This window comes from Allobacillus saliphilus, from assembly GCF_018138385.1.
GTDB lineage: Bacteria > Bacillota > Bacilli > Bacillales > Alkalibacillaceae > Allobacillus > Allobacillus saliphilus.
Map to the genome: position 1 here is coordinate 38,343 of NZ_JAGSIE010000002.1, position 15,856 is coordinate 54,198.

General features: G+C 40.5%; 14 protein-coding genes. 7 read left to right on the plus strand and 7 right to left on the minus strand.

Annotated features, from left to right (window positions below; genetic code table 11):
* Positions 1 to 11 precede the first annotated feature (11 nt).
* From recQ to KC820_RS00250, 3 genes are all read left to right on the plus strand, one after another.
* A complete protein-coding gene (recQ, locus tag KC820_RS00240) occupies positions 12 to 2,159 on the plus strand; it encodes a DNA helicase RecQ (RefSeq protein WP_212367019.1) in 2,148 nt (715 codons plus the stop codon).
* Positions 2,160 to 2,246: 87 nt separating this feature from the next.
* Positions 2,247 to 3,656, plus strand: coding sequence for an alpha/beta fold hydrolase (locus KC820_RS00245; RefSeq protein ID WP_212367020.1), 1,410 nt, complete (start codon positions 2,247 to 2,249; stop codon positions 3,654 to 3,656).
* A 16-nt stretch (positions 3,657 to 3,672) separates the two neighbouring features.
* Positions 3,673 to 4,770 carry a hypothetical protein gene (locus KC820_RS00250; protein ID WP_212367022.1) on the plus strand — a complete coding sequence of 366 codons (1,098 nt, stop codon included), beginning with the start codon at positions 3,673 to 3,675 and terminating at the stop codon, positions 4,768 to 4,770.
* A 324-nt stretch (positions 4,771 to 5,094) separates the two neighbouring features.
* On the opposite strand, the gene KC820_RS00255 is transcribed toward KC820_RS00250, so the two are convergent.
* Entirely contained in the window at positions 5,095 to 5,502 is a 408-nt protein-coding gene (locus KC820_RS00255) for a VOC family protein (protein WP_144089145.1), read from the minus strand.
* Between the two features lie 35 nt (positions 5,503 to 5,537).
* The gene (locus KC820_RS00260) at positions 5,538 to 5,717 is read right to left on the minus strand and encodes a hypothetical protein (RefSeq protein WP_144089144.1); all 180 of its coding nucleotides are present in this window, start codon (positions 5,715 to 5,717) and stop codon (positions 5,538 to 5,540) included.
* Between the two features lie 126 nt (positions 5,718 to 5,843).
* Here KC820_RS00260 and KC820_RS00265 point away from each other — a divergent pair, with 126 nt between their 5' ends.
* Positions 5,844 to 6,854, plus strand: coding sequence for a dipeptidase (locus tag KC820_RS00265; RefSeq protein ID WP_212367024.1), 1,011 nt, complete (start codon positions 5,844 to 5,846; stop codon positions 6,852 to 6,854).
* A 43-nt stretch (positions 6,855 to 6,897) separates the two neighbouring features.
* On the opposite strand, the gene KC820_RS00270 is transcribed toward KC820_RS00265, so the two are convergent.
* Genes KC820_RS00270 through KC820_RS00280 form a run of 3 tightly spaced genes read right to left on the minus strand, consistent with a single transcriptional unit; the run spans position 6,898 to position 9,925 of the window.
* Positions 6,898 to 8,412, minus strand: a complete 1,515-nt coding sequence (locus KC820_RS00270; RefSeq protein WP_212367026.1) for a tripartite tricarboxylate transporter permease — start codon at positions 8,410 to 8,412, stop codon at positions 6,898 to 6,900.
* A gap of 15 nt (positions 8,413 to 8,427) precedes the next feature.
* Positions 8,428 to 8,910 (minus strand): tripartite tricarboxylate transporter TctB family protein, encoded by a 483-nt coding sequence (locus KC820_RS00275; protein ID WP_212367028.1) that lies wholly within the window; start codon positions 8,908 to 8,910, stop codon positions 8,428 to 8,430.
* 46 nt (positions 8,911 to 8,956) lie between these two features.
* Complete coding sequence (locus KC820_RS00280) at positions 8,957 to 9,925, minus strand: Bug family tripartite tricarboxylate transporter substrate binding protein (protein ID WP_212367030.1); 969 nt, start codon at positions 9,923 to 9,925, stop codon at positions 8,957 to 8,959.
* 591 nt (positions 9,926 to 10,516) lie between these two features.
* On the opposite strand from KC820_RS00280, the gene KC820_RS00285 reads away from it, so the two are divergent.
* A complete protein-coding gene (locus tag KC820_RS00285) occupies positions 10,517 to 10,846 on the plus strand; it encodes a hypothetical protein (RefSeq protein ID WP_212367031.1) in 330 nt (109 codons plus the stop codon).
* Between the two features lies 1 nt (position 10,847).
* On the opposite strand, the gene KC820_RS00290 is transcribed toward KC820_RS00285, so the two are convergent.
* Entirely contained in the window at positions 10,848 to 11,978 is a 1,131-nt protein-coding gene (locus KC820_RS00290) for a glycerate kinase (protein ID WP_212367034.1), read from the minus strand.
* A gap of 126 nt (positions 11,979 to 12,104) precedes the next feature.
* On the opposite strand from KC820_RS00290, the gene KC820_RS00295 reads away from it, so the two are divergent.
* Complete coding sequence (locus KC820_RS00295) at positions 12,105 to 13,304, plus strand: benzoate/H(+) symporter BenE family transporter (protein WP_212367036.1); 1,200 nt, start codon at positions 12,105 to 12,107, stop codon at positions 13,302 to 13,304.
* Positions 13,305 to 13,793: 489 nt separating this feature from the next.
* On the plus strand, positions 13,794 to 14,903 hold the full coding sequence (locus KC820_RS00300; RefSeq protein WP_212367038.1) for a Fic family protein: 1,110 nt from the start codon (positions 13,794 to 13,796) through the stop codon (positions 14,901 to 14,903).
* A 385-nt stretch (positions 14,904 to 15,288) separates the two neighbouring features.
* On the opposite strand, the gene KC820_RS00305 is transcribed toward KC820_RS00300, so the two are convergent.
* Entirely contained in the window at positions 15,289 to 15,732 is a 444-nt protein-coding gene (locus KC820_RS00305) for a cell wall hydrolase (RefSeq protein WP_236782443.1), read from the minus strand.
* Between the last annotated feature and the right edge of the window lie 124 nt (positions 15,733 to 15,856).

Genomic DNA, 15,856 nt, shown 5'->3' on the forward strand with positions numbered 1-15,856 from the left:
GGAGGCCCCCAATGCCAACAAAAGAACAACAAATTCTACAAACTTATTTCGGTTATGAGTCGTTTCGTCCGGGACAGGGGGAGACGATTGACTATATATTGAATCAGAAAAACACGCTTGCTGTCATGCCGACGGGTGGCGGGAAGTCGATTTGCTACCAGATTCCGGGGTTGTCGACGGATGGAACAGCGGTCATTATTTCTCCGCTCATTTCATTGATGAAGGATCAGGTGGATGCGCTGCAGTCGCTTGGGATTTCAGCAACGTTTATTAATAGTTCACTGTCATCACATGAATTGAGCACTCGCATGTGGGAGATTCAGACGGGTACCTATAAATTCGTCTATGTCGCGCCGGAACGTTTTGAATCGGATTATTTTGTTCGCGTTTTGAAGCAGATTCCGATTTCGCTCGTTGCGTTTGATGAAGCGCATTGTATTTCACAGTGGGGGCATGATTTTCGACCGAGCTATCGTTCAATTGTCCCGAATTTACAACAGATTCCAAATATCCAGGTGTTTGTCGCATTAACCGCTACAGCAACGGATGAGGTCATCGCGGACATTCAAGATCTTTTACATATTGAAAATAACCATGTGATCAATACGGGGTTTGAACGCAGCAATTTGTCGTTTCATCTCGTGAAGGGGAAGGATAAGTCGTCGTATGTTCGCTCGTTTCTCAAGGAGCATCCGGATGAGTCAGGGATTATTTATGCGGCGACGCGGAAACAGGTGGACGCGTTACATAGTGATTTAACGGCTCGTGGGTTTAACGTCGCAAAATATCATGCTGGTTTGCCTGAAGAGGAGCGAAAAGAAGCGCAGGCTGCCTTCATTCATGATGAAAAAACGATTATGGTGGCGACGAACGCGTTCGGTATGGGAATCGACAAATCGAATGTGCGCTATTGCCTGCACTATGCGATGCCAATGAATATCGAGTCGTATTACCAGGAAGCTGGTCGTGCTGGCCGTGATGGTGAACCGAGTGATTGCATTTTGTTGTTTTCACCGCAGGATGTGCAGCTTCAGAAATTTTTGATCGAGCAGTCGAATGCGGATGAAGAAGCGAAACAGAATGAATATCGAAAATTGCAGGAGATGATCAATTACTGTCATACGCATGGCTGTTTGACTTCGTTTATTTTGGATTATTTTGAAGGTGAGATGCCAAAAGAGCCGTGTGGTCATTGCAGTAATTGTACGGAACGCCAGGAGAAAACGGATATTACGGAAGAAGCGCAGATGATTTTGTCGTGCGTGAAGCGGATGGGTGAGCGGTTTGGCGTTGGAATGACGGCGAAGGTTTTGAAAGGTTCCCGTGATAAAAAGATTAAGGACTTCCGACTGGATGGGCTCTCGACTTATGGCATTCTGTCGGCATATACCGAAAAAGAATTGACTGAACGCATTCATTTCCTCGTTGCCGAGCAGCTACTTACGATGGTTGAAGGACAATTTCAGACGTTACGGCTTAATCAAAATTCTGTAGAAGTCTTGATGGGAAGGCGTCCGGTGGAAATGTTTGTTGCGCCGATTCCGACAAGTGAGGAAGCGGATTATGAGGAGGAACTTTTCCAAGAGTTACGGGCACTCCGTAAACAAATGGCTGATGAGCGAAATGTGCCGCCATATGTCTTGTTTTCTGATGCCACACTCAAGGAATTAAGTCGCTATTTTCCGGAGACGCCAGAAGATATGCTTGAAATCAAGGGCGTCGGTGAGCGGAAATTTGAGCAATATGGGGAAGCGTTTTTGAAAGTGATTCAAAAATGGCGTGCGGATAATCCAGACGTGAGAAAGCGGGTAAAGATTACAAGTTCTGTTGCGCCGAAACGACGGAAGGCGAACCCACAGGACGATCGTCCGAGTCACCTGGTCAGCTATGAGATGTTTCGTTCTGGTAAAACGATCAAAGACATTGCCATTGCACGTGAAGTGAAGTCAATGACCATCGAAAATCACCTGTTCAAAGCTTATCAGGAAGGACACCCGCTTGAATGGATCCTCTTTTTCACGGAGGATGAAGAAGCGGAAGTGTTACGAGCCCGAGAGCAGGTTGAGGAACCGAGGTTGAAACCTTTGAAGGAAGCTTTGGATGATCGGTATGATTATACGACGATTAAGGCTGTTTTGGTGAAGAATGGGTTGGGGTAGAAGAAACTTTCTGAGTTTATCCAGCAAATTTCAATGTCTATCAAACGCATTTCCAAGTTAACATACCTTTCTAAGGAGTTCAGTGACATGTATCAAATGGATCCGATTTTGAAACAGATTTTAGATATCCACCGGGCTCAAGCTGAAGATATTATTCAGCGAACGGCTTCAAAGCGAGTGAGAGATGCATTTGTGTCTTGTTGGAATTATTTTAACAACGGATCTATTAGTGCTTCTGTATCGGGTGATAAAATTCGGTTCGATGCAGATGAAATCATCCAAACCATAGATAAGTGGATCAAAGACTTTGAAGTTTGTAAGGAGGCAGAGATCGCGAAGCTGTATCGGATGGAAGATCCAAGTTATCAAGATCGATCCCGAGTCATAAATATACAAAATGATATTGATCATCATATTCGGTATATTTATCAAATGTTGAAAGGAAAAATAACTCAAATTGATATTGAATTCTCTAATGCTGCGCGAGCGTATCGTTCACCCATCCATCAAGCTTTGAACGATATGAATCGATTGTATAGTGAGATGAATGATATTAAGGGGCCTTTTAGTGGATTTAAAGATGTTTCGGTGTATATTCATGGGATTGAGGATAACGGAGATAGTTTTTTGGACTCCGCAAAGAAGGCTGCTAATATTGGTGACGTGCTTATTTATGAAAATCGGGATGGAGACATTAGCTATCACTTAGTTACCGAAGAAGGGATATTAGGTCCAGAGGTTATAAAAAGTATAGATGACTTGAAGAATAATAAAGAGTTCTCAAAAGATGCTCGTTTGCATCTTATTTATGAAACAGAATATAAAAATGAACATCGACAGAAAACAAGTGATGATTTAACAGATAAGTTAATTGAAATGGGTTTATTAAACGAGGAGACCAAACTCAATATGTTCGCTCATAGTTATGGTGGTAGGCGATCATTTCAGTTTGCTATGGATTATCCTGAAAACGTAAGTAGCATTACTACAATAGGAACACCTTACGATGAAAACCTTCTTAGTGGTTTAGCCAATACTTTTCCAACTATCGCAGGATTCATGAACAAGGTTTCTGATGAATATAGTGATTACTTAGACTTTAACACTCTTAATACTACAACCAATAATCAAATTAAATTTAGTAATGCATATACAGATATGACTAGTGAAGAAATGAAAGAAGATGTTAAAAATTTAAAGTCTGCAAACCCTGAGATATACAGTCAATTGGACGATATGGAGATTACAGCGGTAGCTGGGCGTGATTTCCACGAACGACCGTCGGGAAGACTAGGGACTAGCACAGTTAAATATTATGATTCACATGACGGCGCGGTCTCTATTACAAGTCAACATGCAGAGTCTTTAGGAAGTTTAATAGATCAGCGACCAACTTATGCTATTGAAGGAGAAAGCATTACTAATCCGGCTCACTCAAATGAGATTGAGAGCGAAGAATTTATCGAATTGATTAGAAAGGTTAACCTATCAAAGTAGTAGGAGTGAACATAAAATGAAAGTAAAATTTATTCTATTCATTACTTCCTTATTTGTTTTATCTGCTTGTACGAATAGTGCTGCGAGTAGCGAGTCTTACAAAGTCGGCTTACCAGAAGAATTCTCTCCTGCTATGTTGGAATTTTTGGCTACTTATTCTATGCCGATGTATTCTACTATCCACAAGCAAGATGAAGACGGTTTTACTTATTCTCATTTTAACGTGGAAAATAATCCTGAAAGAATAGATTATTTTATTACTTCTAAAAAAGAAGTAGCGAATCACTTTGCCTCATTAATACAATCAGATAATCAAGAGGCTAGGTTTAATGAGCTAACTAAGGATTTTGAGTCCGTGATGGAACCTATCGAAGAATATCCGGAGATTGAATTGGGGGAAGATAATTTACTTACTCTTCGATCAGGAGATAAAGAAACATCTATTGAATTAGCTGAAAAGTTTAACTGGAATCCGGAAGATGAGCTGGTGGTTTCAATTCCTCGATTATCAGATAAGTCGATTTTTCTCCTACTTAAAAATACAGATGCTAGTGGAGAAAACAGGAATGGATATATTTTATTGAGTAAGGACCTTACTAGTTCTTTTGTAGTCGGAAACCGAGATTCTTTCCTTAAAAATTTGAATAATGGAGAGCTGAATGAATTTAAAGATTTATTGTTGCTAAATGAACAGTACGCCTTGATACCAGGTGATACCCATATCTTAGACTACGAGAATAAGACAACCCATGATTTGGATGCCACAAAGAACAAGATTAGTCGAGATGGTAAATATGTGTGGTTAGGTGGGAATAAAGAATCATTAAAGAAGGGCACTCACCAGCTACAACGAACTGAAGATTATATTGCGGGAAGTGAAGATTATTACGCAGAAATTCAGTTGGACTATGACGACATCACAGACGAACTACAAATTGAATCAGCTGGCGTTGATGCTTCGAGAATTGTTTACTTTAATGAAGGGCTAGTGATCTTATATTTACGTTTTAATTCCGCTATAACTGGGACAGCTGGAACAACGAATGTCATTTTTGAATTAAGTGAAGATCAAGAGAATCTAACATTCTACTTGGCAGATCTGGGACTGCAATAACTAGTGAACGGAGTTGTTCTGATTTATATGTCTTACGTGCTTTTGCTCTATAATCTTATCGTCCTCTAGCTTATCTTCAAAGGATATTACGGATATACCAGGTACTACGAATGTCATTATTGATTTACAAAAAACCAAGAAAATCCGACGTTTTATTTAGTAGATTTGGGATTGCAGTGAGGAGTGGGGGGTGGAATACTAAAAAGCCGACTTACTCCTCACTTTTAATTTGAAACTTATCTTCGTAATAATATATAGATTCATATTGAATTAAAGAAATTGCGAAAAAAAATAACTTTATTCATCTTATTAGATTTGCTCATTTTAATCCGCAAAAGACCGATTCATCAACACAATTCGCCAACCATCAGGGTCTTCAATGGTCACGCCCTTTTCTTTCCAATACTCATTCTCCGGATCAACTTCCGGATAACCCATTTTCTCCAACCGGTGTGCTACATGATTAATCTCGCTTTTATCCGTAATATAGAAAACGAGTAGATTATCTTTCGTTGGTGCCGGACAGGGACTTCCATCAACATGTCGGGTGAATTCTAAATGATAATTCACTTCGGGTAAGCCAAAAATGACCCCTTCGTATCCTCGGTGACCCTGGAATTCGCCGATTCGTTTAAGGCCTAAGCCGTTTTGGTAGAAATCGATTATTTCTTCAAACTTGTCTGTTGGTCTGGCAATTCTTACTTGTGCAGCTGTAAAATCACTAAATTCCATTTCATTTCCCGCCTATCTGGTCTGTTTTACTACCCTTATTCTAATTGATTTTTCACATACCGTATATGTCCTTTGTGATAAATCTGTTTAAGCTCCATGCCTAGCCGTTTGACCTCAGCGGGAGACTTTGCTTCCTCGATCAAAAGCTTTAAAAATTCTGCGCGTTCATATTCATCCATTGTCAGCGTTACATTTTTCTTTTCGTTTTCACTCATCTATTTCCCTCCATCGTATTCATACCATATTTCTATGCGAATTTTCACACAAGGATGTGACGGTCAGACATCGGACATCTATGTTATTCTGGAGTTGAGTTAATTTAGATAAGGACGTGGTTACAGATGAACGATTTGATTAAAGAAATTCATGAAGAAGCGTTTATTATTGATGCGCATTATGATTTGTTATTTGATGTGGTTGAGCAGCGAGCGCTCGGTCGGACGAAGGTGATTGAAACCGACCATTTACCGAATTTTAAAAAAGGTGGTTTTAACCTCATTATATCATCTATTTTCGTGGACGATGCGTTTATCCCGGAAATGGTGCTGCGTAAGGCGCTGAATCAGGTGAGCGCTTTGTATGCAGAAATAGATGAGTCACCGGATGAGTTGATGTTGTGTAAAAGCTACGAGGATATTTTAGAGGCGAAGCATGCCGGGAAAGTGGGCATTATGCTTTCGTTTAAAGGTGTGGAGCCGCTGTATGATGATTTGTCTTTATTACGCGTTTTCTATGAATTAGGTGTTCGGTTTGTTGGTTTGACATGGAGTCGTCGGAACTATGCTGCAGATGGTTGCCATTTTTCGATGGATATAGAAGATCGGGGTGGCGGATTGACGCAATTTGGCGAAGCGCTTGTCAAAGAAGCCGAACGGCTAGGCATGCTCCTTGATATTACGCACATTAACGACCGCGGATTTGAGGATGTGTTTCGTTTTGCGGAAGGACCGATTATTGCCTCGCATTCCAATTCACGGGAAGTCGCCAAAACACCGCGGAATTTAACGGATGAACAATTGAAAAAAATTGCTGAGCGTGATGGTGTTGCCGGCATCAATATTCTAAGTCGAATCGCTTCCGGAAAAGCCAATGAAGGCGATATCGATTTAATCGCCGACCATGTAGAGTACATGAAACAGACGGTTGGAGTGGATCACATCGGACTTGGCCTGGATTGTTGTGACATGCTTCGAAAATATTTCCCACCAAGCGATGACGAAGCTTTTGATATTTTGAAGCACCAAAACTTACAAGATTTAACGAAAAAGTTGTTGGAGAGAGGGTTTGAGAAAGAAGAAATTTTGAAGATCTATGGCGGGAATTGGTTGAAGGTTTATGGGAAGGTGTTTTAAATTAGAAAATCCCGACTGCACGGCTATGCAATCGGGATTTTCCCTATACTTGAGCTTTTTTCTTCGCATTTATCGTCTGCCAGATCGTAAACAATATCGATAAAACCGTCAGCACTAAAAATGTAAGCGAGATCGGACGGGATAGGAAAAGCGTCCAATCTGGGTCTGTCATGAATGCTCTGCGGAGGTTCAGCTCGGCAATCGGTCCGAGGATGACTCCGATGATCGCTGGGGCAAGGGCGTATTTATATTTCGTAAATAAGTAGCCGATGATGCCCATCGCAAGCAAAATGTACAAGTCTGTCGTCCGGTTGTTCAAGACGAATGTCCCAACGACACATAGCACTAGAATGATTGGTACTAAAATATGCGTTGGTACTTGGGTGATTTTTACAAAGACACGCATACCTGCGAACTGTGTAATTAACATGGCGAGTGACGCGATAAAGAATGCAACGAAAATTCCACCGACAATGTTCGGTTCGTCAACAATTAATAGAGGTCCAGGTGTAATGCCGTGTACCATTAATGCGGATAGTAAAACAGCCGTTACAGCGGAGCCTGGAATTCCTAATGCGACGGTAGGGATCAAGTCACCGCCGACGGTCGAGTTGTTGCCGGCTTCCGATGCGACGACACCTTCTTCACAGCCTGTACCGAATTTATTCGGCTCCTTGGACCACTTTTTCGCTTGGTCATAAGCGACGATGTTGGCGATACTTCCACCTGCTCCGGGAATCGCGCCGATAATCGAACCGATCACAGAGGAGCCGATTAATGTCATCGGTTTTGAGATCACTTTTTTCAACGATTGAAACGGTTTTAGCGTGAATTTCATTTCCGAAGCATCTTCGTTCAACCGTTCGAGTCGGTCTTTTTCCAATTGGCTTTTTTCCAACGATTGCATTAACCGTGAAATCGCGAACATTCCGATCAATACGACCAAAAATGGAATGCCTGCACGAAGGACATCGAGGTCGAATGTGAATCGTGCGAAGCCCATAATCGGATCGGCTCCGACTGTTGAAATGAGCAATCCGAACAGACCTGCAATTAATCCTTTAATAATGGAATCTCCTGTGACACTTGCGATAATCGTCAATGCCAAACAAATAAGCGCGAACATTTCCCACGGACCAAATTTCAATGCGAATTGGGAAACTTGCGGTGCAATGGTTACTAAAATGAACAAGCTGACGATCGAGCTTAAGAATGATGCCCAAATTCCAATCGATAACGCTTTACCGGGTTGCCCTTTTTTAGCCATTGGATAAGCGTCAAAGGTGGTCGCGACCGAGGAGGGCGTTCCTGGTATGCCGAGTAGCGCCGCACTGATCAACCCACCGGACATGCCGCCAACGAAAACGCCAATCATCGCAGCGATTCCTGTGACTGGCTCCATGCCAAATGTTAGTGGCAAGGTTAACACAATGGCCATGGCGACGGTAAACCCTGGGATCAAACCGGCAATGACACCGACGACAACTCCGATAAAGAGGACGAGTAAAATTTTCAAGTTAAGGATTTCACCGAACCCTAAGAATAGTAAATCGAACATAAATTGAACCTCCTCTTAGAAGAAAATGCCTGTTGGGAATCTGACTTGAAGAACGTTTTGGAAAAAGAAATATAAGCTGAGTGTCAAAATCACCGCAATACTGGAAACTGTTACGATACTCTTTTTCGTCCGCGGTCCAATGACCAAAGCCGTAATAATCATAAATATAATAGAAGATAGAATAAACCCGAGTATTTGGATTGCTAGAATATATAAGAATAAAAGAGCCAACGTGATGAAAACGAGTTGATGTTCTTTCACTATGTAAAGCAATTGTTCTTTGATTGATGTTTCGCTATTTTGTTGACGTGCTTTTACCAAGACGATTATTTGTTTGATCGCTAAAATGAGCGACAGCCCACCAAGTAAAATGGCTACAAACTGAGGGAAAGAGCCTGCATCCAATTGAGATTCGTTCATGGATGGTAGGTCATCGGTTTGTGTGTAAATCAAAATTGATAAGACGACAAGTGCAATGGCAACGATTAATTCACCCAAAATTCTTCCTCCTAACAAAGATAGAGGGAGAGGCTCCCTCTATGATTTATTCTGCTGCTACTTCTTCGATGACGTCACTGATAATCTTGTCTTGCTTGTCTAAATACTCTTTGTATTCTTCCGTGCCCATGAAGTTAACACTTGAGCCAGCATTTTGAACGGCTTCGACGTAATCTTCATCTTTTGATGTTTCTTCAAGAGCTTTTTCGAGTTGCTCAACGATTTCTTCAGGTGTTCCTTCTGGTGCGACATACCCACGGTTGATTCCCATCGTGATGTCATAGCCTTTTTCTTGGAAAGTTGGTAGATCAGGCGCTGTTTCAATTCGTTCCGTTGTACCGATTGCAACGAAGTTAATCTCGTCCGCTTTTACAAAATCAATACCAGATTTATAGTCGACGATCGCTGCATCAATATGACCGCCAGCGAGTGCTTGAATGGCTTCAGAAATCCCTTCATACCCGACGAGGTTATGCTGGACATCAAGTTCTTTCGCCATTTGCTCGACCCATACACGCGGAATTCCAGCAACCGTACCACCGAATTGGATGGTGTTGTTCTGTCCGTATTCAACTAATTCCTCTAGCGTTTCAACACCCATATCAGTTGAAACGGCAAGGATCTGATCTGAAGATGACATGGAAGCAATAGGTTCAAAACTATCATAATTAATTTCTGTTACATCTGAATGGTGGGCAACAAGTAACCCTTCATGAATCTGTCCGATATTGTATCCGTCAGCGTCTTTTTTCGTTAAATCTTCTAAACCAACCGTTCCACCGACACCCGGCACGTTGACTGGTACGATATCTTCCCCGATATATTCAGCTGCATGTTCTGCAACGAAACGGCCTTCAATGTCACTTCCACCACCCGGTGACCAAGGAATCGTCATTTCAATTTCCTTTGATGGAAACTCCTCTGCTGATTCATCTTTTTCTCCTCCACATGCAGCAAGTGATGCAACTGCCAATGGAACAATAGCTACCCCAATCATACGCTTTAGACCCTTCACATGAACCTCTCCTTTTTTGTTTTTATGTAATAAAGGTTTTCAAACAATTTGAACGTTTTAAAATAGTATATAAGATGTAGAAATGTCAGTCAAGACGTTTCTTTACTTACTTTTATTTGGTAAAAACCATGAAATCACTTACATTTTGTAAAATTTATTTATGAAAGCGGTGTCAGAGTGGAGTCCTGGGTGTTGTTTGGTTTAGGGTGAGAGAGGGAGGAGAATTAGTCTATATGTTGTGGAAACATGGTGACCGTTCAAAAGATAGCGCTGAACGTTCAAAGAAGTGCGCTAACCGTTCAAAAGGTTGAGCTAAGTGTTCAAAGAAGTGCGCTGACCGTTCAAAAGGTTGAGCTAACCGTTCAAAAAAGTTGCTGAGTGTTCAAAGAGATGGCCTGGCCGTTTAAAAAAGTGAGCTCATATACGAAAAAAAACGGTCTAACTTAGAAGCTATTCAATATGCGAAAGAGATCTTTACCCTTCATTATTAAACCTAATCAGGTGAGCATTTCAATCTGACTTCTCGAATAAAATTACCTGTTAATGGATATCTTATTTTGTAGTACTTATAAAATTGACGGAGGCGACTTAATGATTAGTTCCGGCGTTATGAAACTTATTGGGTCTGGCATGGAATTCTTTTTAGGTATTCCAGGAATTGGAGGGGCATTCATTCTCTCGTTTGTGTGGATTCCATTATTGTTTATGTTAATCTATCATATTGTTACATTGGTTTTTGCGAAGAAATCAAATCAAAATATATGGGGGCCGGTTGTTGGGATCGTAGCGAGTACAATCGGAATTATTCCTGTGCTTGGTATGTTACTACATTGGGCAGCGTTCATTTGTTTACTAATTGATGGCATTTTAACATTAAGCAAAAGTTCTAAAGGATCACCAGAAACAACAAAGGTAATATAAATTATCTTTTAGAAAATGCCCCCACAAGTTTAATAATTTGTATTGTTTGCTCATATAGTAGTGTTTCTACTTCATTCATACTTTCTCCTAATGTAAGCGGGCGATTCACAATGGAAAAACAACTGGTGAATAAATCATTTAACGATTTTTGTTCACCAGACAAACTGCCTGAAAGCAAAACGACGGGTACGCGATGTTTGTTGGCTATCGATGCGACATAACAGGGTGCTTTTCCGTATAATGTTTGTTCATCGCTCTGTCCCTCACCGGTAATCACTAAATCTGCTTCTTGAACCTCTTTTTCCAAATGAATTGCCTCGCCAATTTGTTGTGCTCCCGATTCAAGTTGACCACCGATCATTAGTAAGGCGAACCCTAACCCACCAGCTGCACCTGCCCCAGGTATGTTTTGATACGATTGACCGAGATTGTCTTCAATGATTTTGGCATATTGGTGTAGTGACTGGTCGTATTGTTTCACTTGTTGATCAGTAGCTCCTTTTTGTGGTCCGAAAACGACACTTGCTCCTCGCGCGCCGCAAAGTGGATTCGTAACATCACATGCGACATTGATGTCGACATCCTTCAATCGCTTATCCAAATCCTCAAAACAAATGCCATGAACATGATGCAAATCCAAACCATATCCGCTGAGTGGCTGGCCATCCTTATCCCTTGCTTTCATCCCTAAAGCAATCAGCATGCCTAAACCGCCATCATTCGTGGCACTTCCTCCGAGTCCGATCATAATCGATTTCGCGCCCCGGTCAATTGCATCTAAAATGACTTCTCCCAATCCATAGGTTGTTGTATAATCAGGATTTCTTTTCGACGTTGGAACAAGTGTGAGGCCTGCAATTTCCGCCAGCTCAATGACCGCTTCATTTGAATCAAAAACGATATACGAACTCTTGATCGGCTCACCTAACGGCCCGGTACACTGCACGTTCACTATCTTTCCTTTTCTCGAAGTTAACATCGCTTCAATCGTACCCTCACCGCCATCAGCCATCGGTTTGGAAACGACGGTATAAGAATGGTCGACATCTTTAATGGCTCGTTCCATCACTTGAGTCACTTCGCTTGATGACAAGCTTCCTTTGAATGAATCTGGAGCTAATACGATTTTCATAGAGGGAGTCTCCTTTTTATCGATCACCTTTTGCTTGATTCTATCATATTTAATATGTATTCAGAATTATTGAGAAACATCATGTTATAATAAGAGGCACTACATAAAAAAAGAAGGCCTTATGTTATGAAATGGAATGAATTATTTACCTATAATTATATGATATACGGCGTATTGGCCGGAATCTTAACAGCCATCGTTCCAACAATGGTGATATTCGAAGTTAGCCAGCAGCGCGGCTGGTCAAGTGAACTGATGAAAAATTGGATTTTTGGGGCTATCGTTCTTGCAGGTATCGCAGGATTGATTCTTTCTTTAATAACAAAGCTTCCGCTAAACGTGTCTTCCTCGATACCGGCGGCCGTGTTCGTCGGTTTTACGGTGCATCGATACCCGATAGATGAAGTGTTTTTTGCTTTTAGTATGGCGGGTGTTGTGCTGATTCTTATTAGTGTGTTCAAATTGTACCGGCGGATTGAACGTTTCATTAAACTTGAGATCGTAATGGCAATGTTCTCTGGAACCATTATTCACTATGTTCTTTATATCGTAGAAGTTACGGCTAGTCACATTGAGTGGGGAGTCATAGGCATAGCCACATATATCCTTGCGACAAAATTTTTCCCGAAATTCCCTGCAGCGATTATCGTGTTCTTTGTCTTGTCTTTGACGTTGTTCGTGGATGGAACGCTTAATCCAAGCTCATTCAATTCAGTATCATTCAATCTTTTCCCAACAGTTGGCCCTGTTGCAGGCAGCTTAGAAGTTATTTTTACCGTTTCTATTCCTTTAGCAATCATTAGTTTGTTTGGTGAGGTGACGATCGGAAATTCAATATTAAAAGCAGAAGGGTATCAAACGAATATGGATTTATCGATTTTGGTCTCAGGAATCGGAACCCTTTTTGGCGGATTTTTCGGCAGCCATAGTGTCACAAGTGCAGGCGCACCAGTTGCTGTCGTTTCAGACCCGGCTGTCGGAGAGAAAGACAAACGTTATTATGCAGCCGTGTGGGCATCCATTTTTGCGCTTATCTTCGGTCTTGTCAGTTACCCGGCAATTGGTATTTTGATGGTTTACCCAACAAGTATTTTGAAATTTCTCGTCGGCCTGTTGTTATTACCAATACTGATCAAAACATTTACGATGTCGATCGGAAGCGGCAAATTTAAATACGCTGTCATGGTGGCATTCCTGATCCCTCTTGCCAATATCACCATCTTTGGGATTGGCGCACAGTTTTGGGCGTTAATTTTTGGTGTGTTGGTGGCTTATATGATGGATGGGGAGGATGTGAGACGGGAGAAGATGCGAAAACAAGCTTAAAAACTACCTTGAAAAATAATGGAGGTAGTTTTTTGTGTTGAGTGGGTTTCAGATAAGGATGGGCTCATATATTTTGAGTTATGGAGTAAAAATCGTCAATTTGGTCACATATCATATTAGGTTGAGCGGATATCGGTCAGTGTTAGTCCCATATAGTAAGAAAGCGGCACATATATGCCTGATTAGGTTGCATATAAAATAAGAATACAAACATGGATGCCGAGGCTTATATTTTTAGATTAAGAGTACATAGGGAGCAGGAAAATCCATTCTATTTATAAAAATGATGTATTTTTTAACTTAAAACTAGAAATGATAAGGTGTATATGTAATAATACATTTACTATTATGAATAGAAGTGGTGGTGAAAAATCGATGCAATATGCTCACAAACTGTTTCATGCAGAGGATTTTTCTCGGTATAATGAAAAAATTAACAACAGAATTCATTTTGAAACCACTGTTCATACAGGGCTAAGAATTAAACCAATGAATCAATCGAATATCTATGAGCTATATTTTGTGCCGACACATTCGATGTTAAGCTTGGTAAATGAAATCCATATGATTTCTGAAAGTTTTAATATGGTTTTTAGAGAACTGCCGATTGTCGCCCAAAGGCAGTTCATTGATGAATGCCTTCAGGAAGAGCTATATCATACGAACGATTTAGAAGGTGTTAAAAGTACCAAAAAGGAAATAGCTGAAAGTATTCGGCATGTAAGAAAAAAAACATTAAAGAATAAAAGATTCGCTAGCATGGTTAAATCCTATCTAAATATTTTATCAGGTAAAACGGATTTACCGAGATCTCCCAATGATGTAAGAAGTGTTTATGATGAAATTATTCAAGGTGAGATTGAGAAAGGTGAACTTCCTGATGGGGATTTCTTCCGTCGGGATGTCACCAATGTTTTGAAACAATCGGGAAGTGGAAAGGTGATCCATCAAGGAATCACTCCTGAAAATAGAATTATTGAAGAAATTGAACACATGCTATCATTTTTAAATAATGAAAATGAGATTCCCTTAATTATCAGAACAGTCATTGCTCATTATTTCTTCGGTTATATCCATCCTTTTTACGATGGAAATGGCAGAACATCACGTTACATCAGTAGCATGTATTTAGCGAAAGTGCTTGGTGACTATGCGGCACTTTCACTCTCGAGAGGTTGTAATAAAGAACGAAGAAACTATTTAAAAGCATTTGAAATGACGAATAGTATTAAAAGTAGTGGAGAGTTGAATTATTTTATTGAGACACTTCTAACTATCATTAAAAACTCACTGGAAGATATGTATGGAGAGCTGAGTGAAAAATTTCAGTTGTTGCAGCAAGCGTTTGGAAAAATTGAAAGTGATTCAAAGTTAGTCAATATGCAGGATGACTATCAAAATTTAATGTTCATTTTAGCGCAAAATCATTTCTTTGATTCATCTCCAGGATTAACGGTAAAAGAATTAGCTGAATTCGTAGGAAAGTCTGAAGTGACCATCCGGAAAAGGGTTGGGTTCTTGTTGGAAGAAGAGCTTATCGATCAACAAGGACAGAAGCCTGCTTTTTATTTCATTAATAAATCATACCTGGAAAAATGACAAAACCCGGCTGCCTCAACAGCCGGCTGATTTTGAAATAAGTACAGTTATTTTCCTTAATTACGAGATCCGGTGGGAATATACTGAACAAGAGACCAAATCGTTTTGAGATTTGGTCTCTTGTTTTGTTTTGTCTGCTGGGGAACGGTATTTTTGGGTTGGGCACATATTATTGATCTTTTGGCCCATAAATTCAAATTTCGGGTGCATATTTAGTAGATTTAGTCGCATATTTTCATTTTTAGGGTGCATATCGCACGATACGAAGCCCATATATTTTCAATTTGGGTGCATATCTTTTAGCGATCTCCCGATGAAACTTCAAAACAGGCGTATATTTCGTTAGATTGTCCCCATAAATTACCAAGATTCCATAGTCCAAACACTATCGATAAGCACTCTCACACGTATTCGCAATCGGTTCATAATAGCAATGTTGTTTATATTGTCCGGTGAATGGTTGACCGTACCAGGTAGGTGGGCAAGGTGCATATGGATTAAAGTACCATAAAGCGTATTTCGATGGATGTCGCCTCCATCGTTGTACGACTTTTCTTGCTAATTCTCTTTCTACTTCTCTTGCAGGCTGGTAAAATAAATTTCCTTTTTGTACAGCTTCAAAGGAGAAATTTCCGCCTTGAACTTGATAGATGACTTCTTCAATCGTTCGTACATCACGAAAATCTAAACAGTCTGCTACGGCACGGTTCACAATAACGTTTCCGACCATCAGCATGCCTAGTCTACCTTCACCCTCGGCTTCTGCCCGAATCATCCGAGCGATTAAATCGATGTCTTTACTTGTATGTCTGACTCTTGTCACATCCATCACCTCTATCTATATTGTATGAATAACACAACGTTACATGTTCAATTTTTCTGATTCTTTTATGATCGGAAAGATATGTCTTGTGGCGCACAAACGAAAATTCCGATATGATAAAAAGCGATAC

Coding starts and splice junctions, on each gene's coding strand:
- KC820_RS00285 (WP_212367031.1), top strand. CDS start 10,517: ATGATTAGTTCCGGCGTTATGAAACTTATTGGGTCTGGCATGGAATTC.
- KC820_RS00250 (WP_212367022.1), top strand. CDS start 3,673: ATGAAAGTAAAATTTATTCTATTCATTACTTCCTTATTTGTTTTATCT.
- KC820_RS00295 (WP_212367036.1), top strand. CDS start 12,105: ATGAAATGGAATGAATTATTTACCTATAATTATATGATATACGGCGTA.
- KC820_RS00245 (WP_212367020.1), top strand. CDS start 2,247: ATGTATCAAATGGATCCGATTTTGAAACAGATTTTAGATATCCACCGG.
- recQ (WP_212367019.1), top strand. CDS start 12: ATGCCAACAAAAGAACAACAAATTCTACAAACTTATTTCGGTTATGAG.
- KC820_RS00260 (WP_144089144.1), bottom strand. CDS start 5,717: ATGAGTGAAAACGAAAAGAAAAATGTAACGCTGACAATGGATGAATAT.
- KC820_RS00300 (WP_212367038.1), top strand. CDS start 13,794: ATGAATCAATCGAATATCTATGAGCTATATTTTGTGCCGACACATTCG.
- KC820_RS00270 (WP_212367026.1), bottom strand. CDS start 8,412: ATGTTCGATTTACTATTCTTAGGGTTCGGTGAAATCCTTAACTTGAAA.
- KC820_RS00265 (WP_212367024.1), top strand. CDS start 5,844: ATGAACGATTTGATTAAAGAAATTCATGAAGAAGCGTTTATTATTGAT.
- KC820_RS00290 (WP_212367034.1), bottom strand. CDS start 11,978: ATGAAAATCGTATTAGCTCCAGATTCATTCAAAGGAAGCTTGTCATCA.
- KC820_RS00305 (WP_236782443.1), bottom strand. CDS start 15,732: ATGGATGTGACAAGAGTCAGACATACAAGTAAAGACATCGATTTAATC.
- KC820_RS00255 (WP_144089145.1), bottom strand. CDS start 5,502: ATGGAATTTAGTGATTTTACAGCTGCACAAGTAAGAATTGCCAGACCA.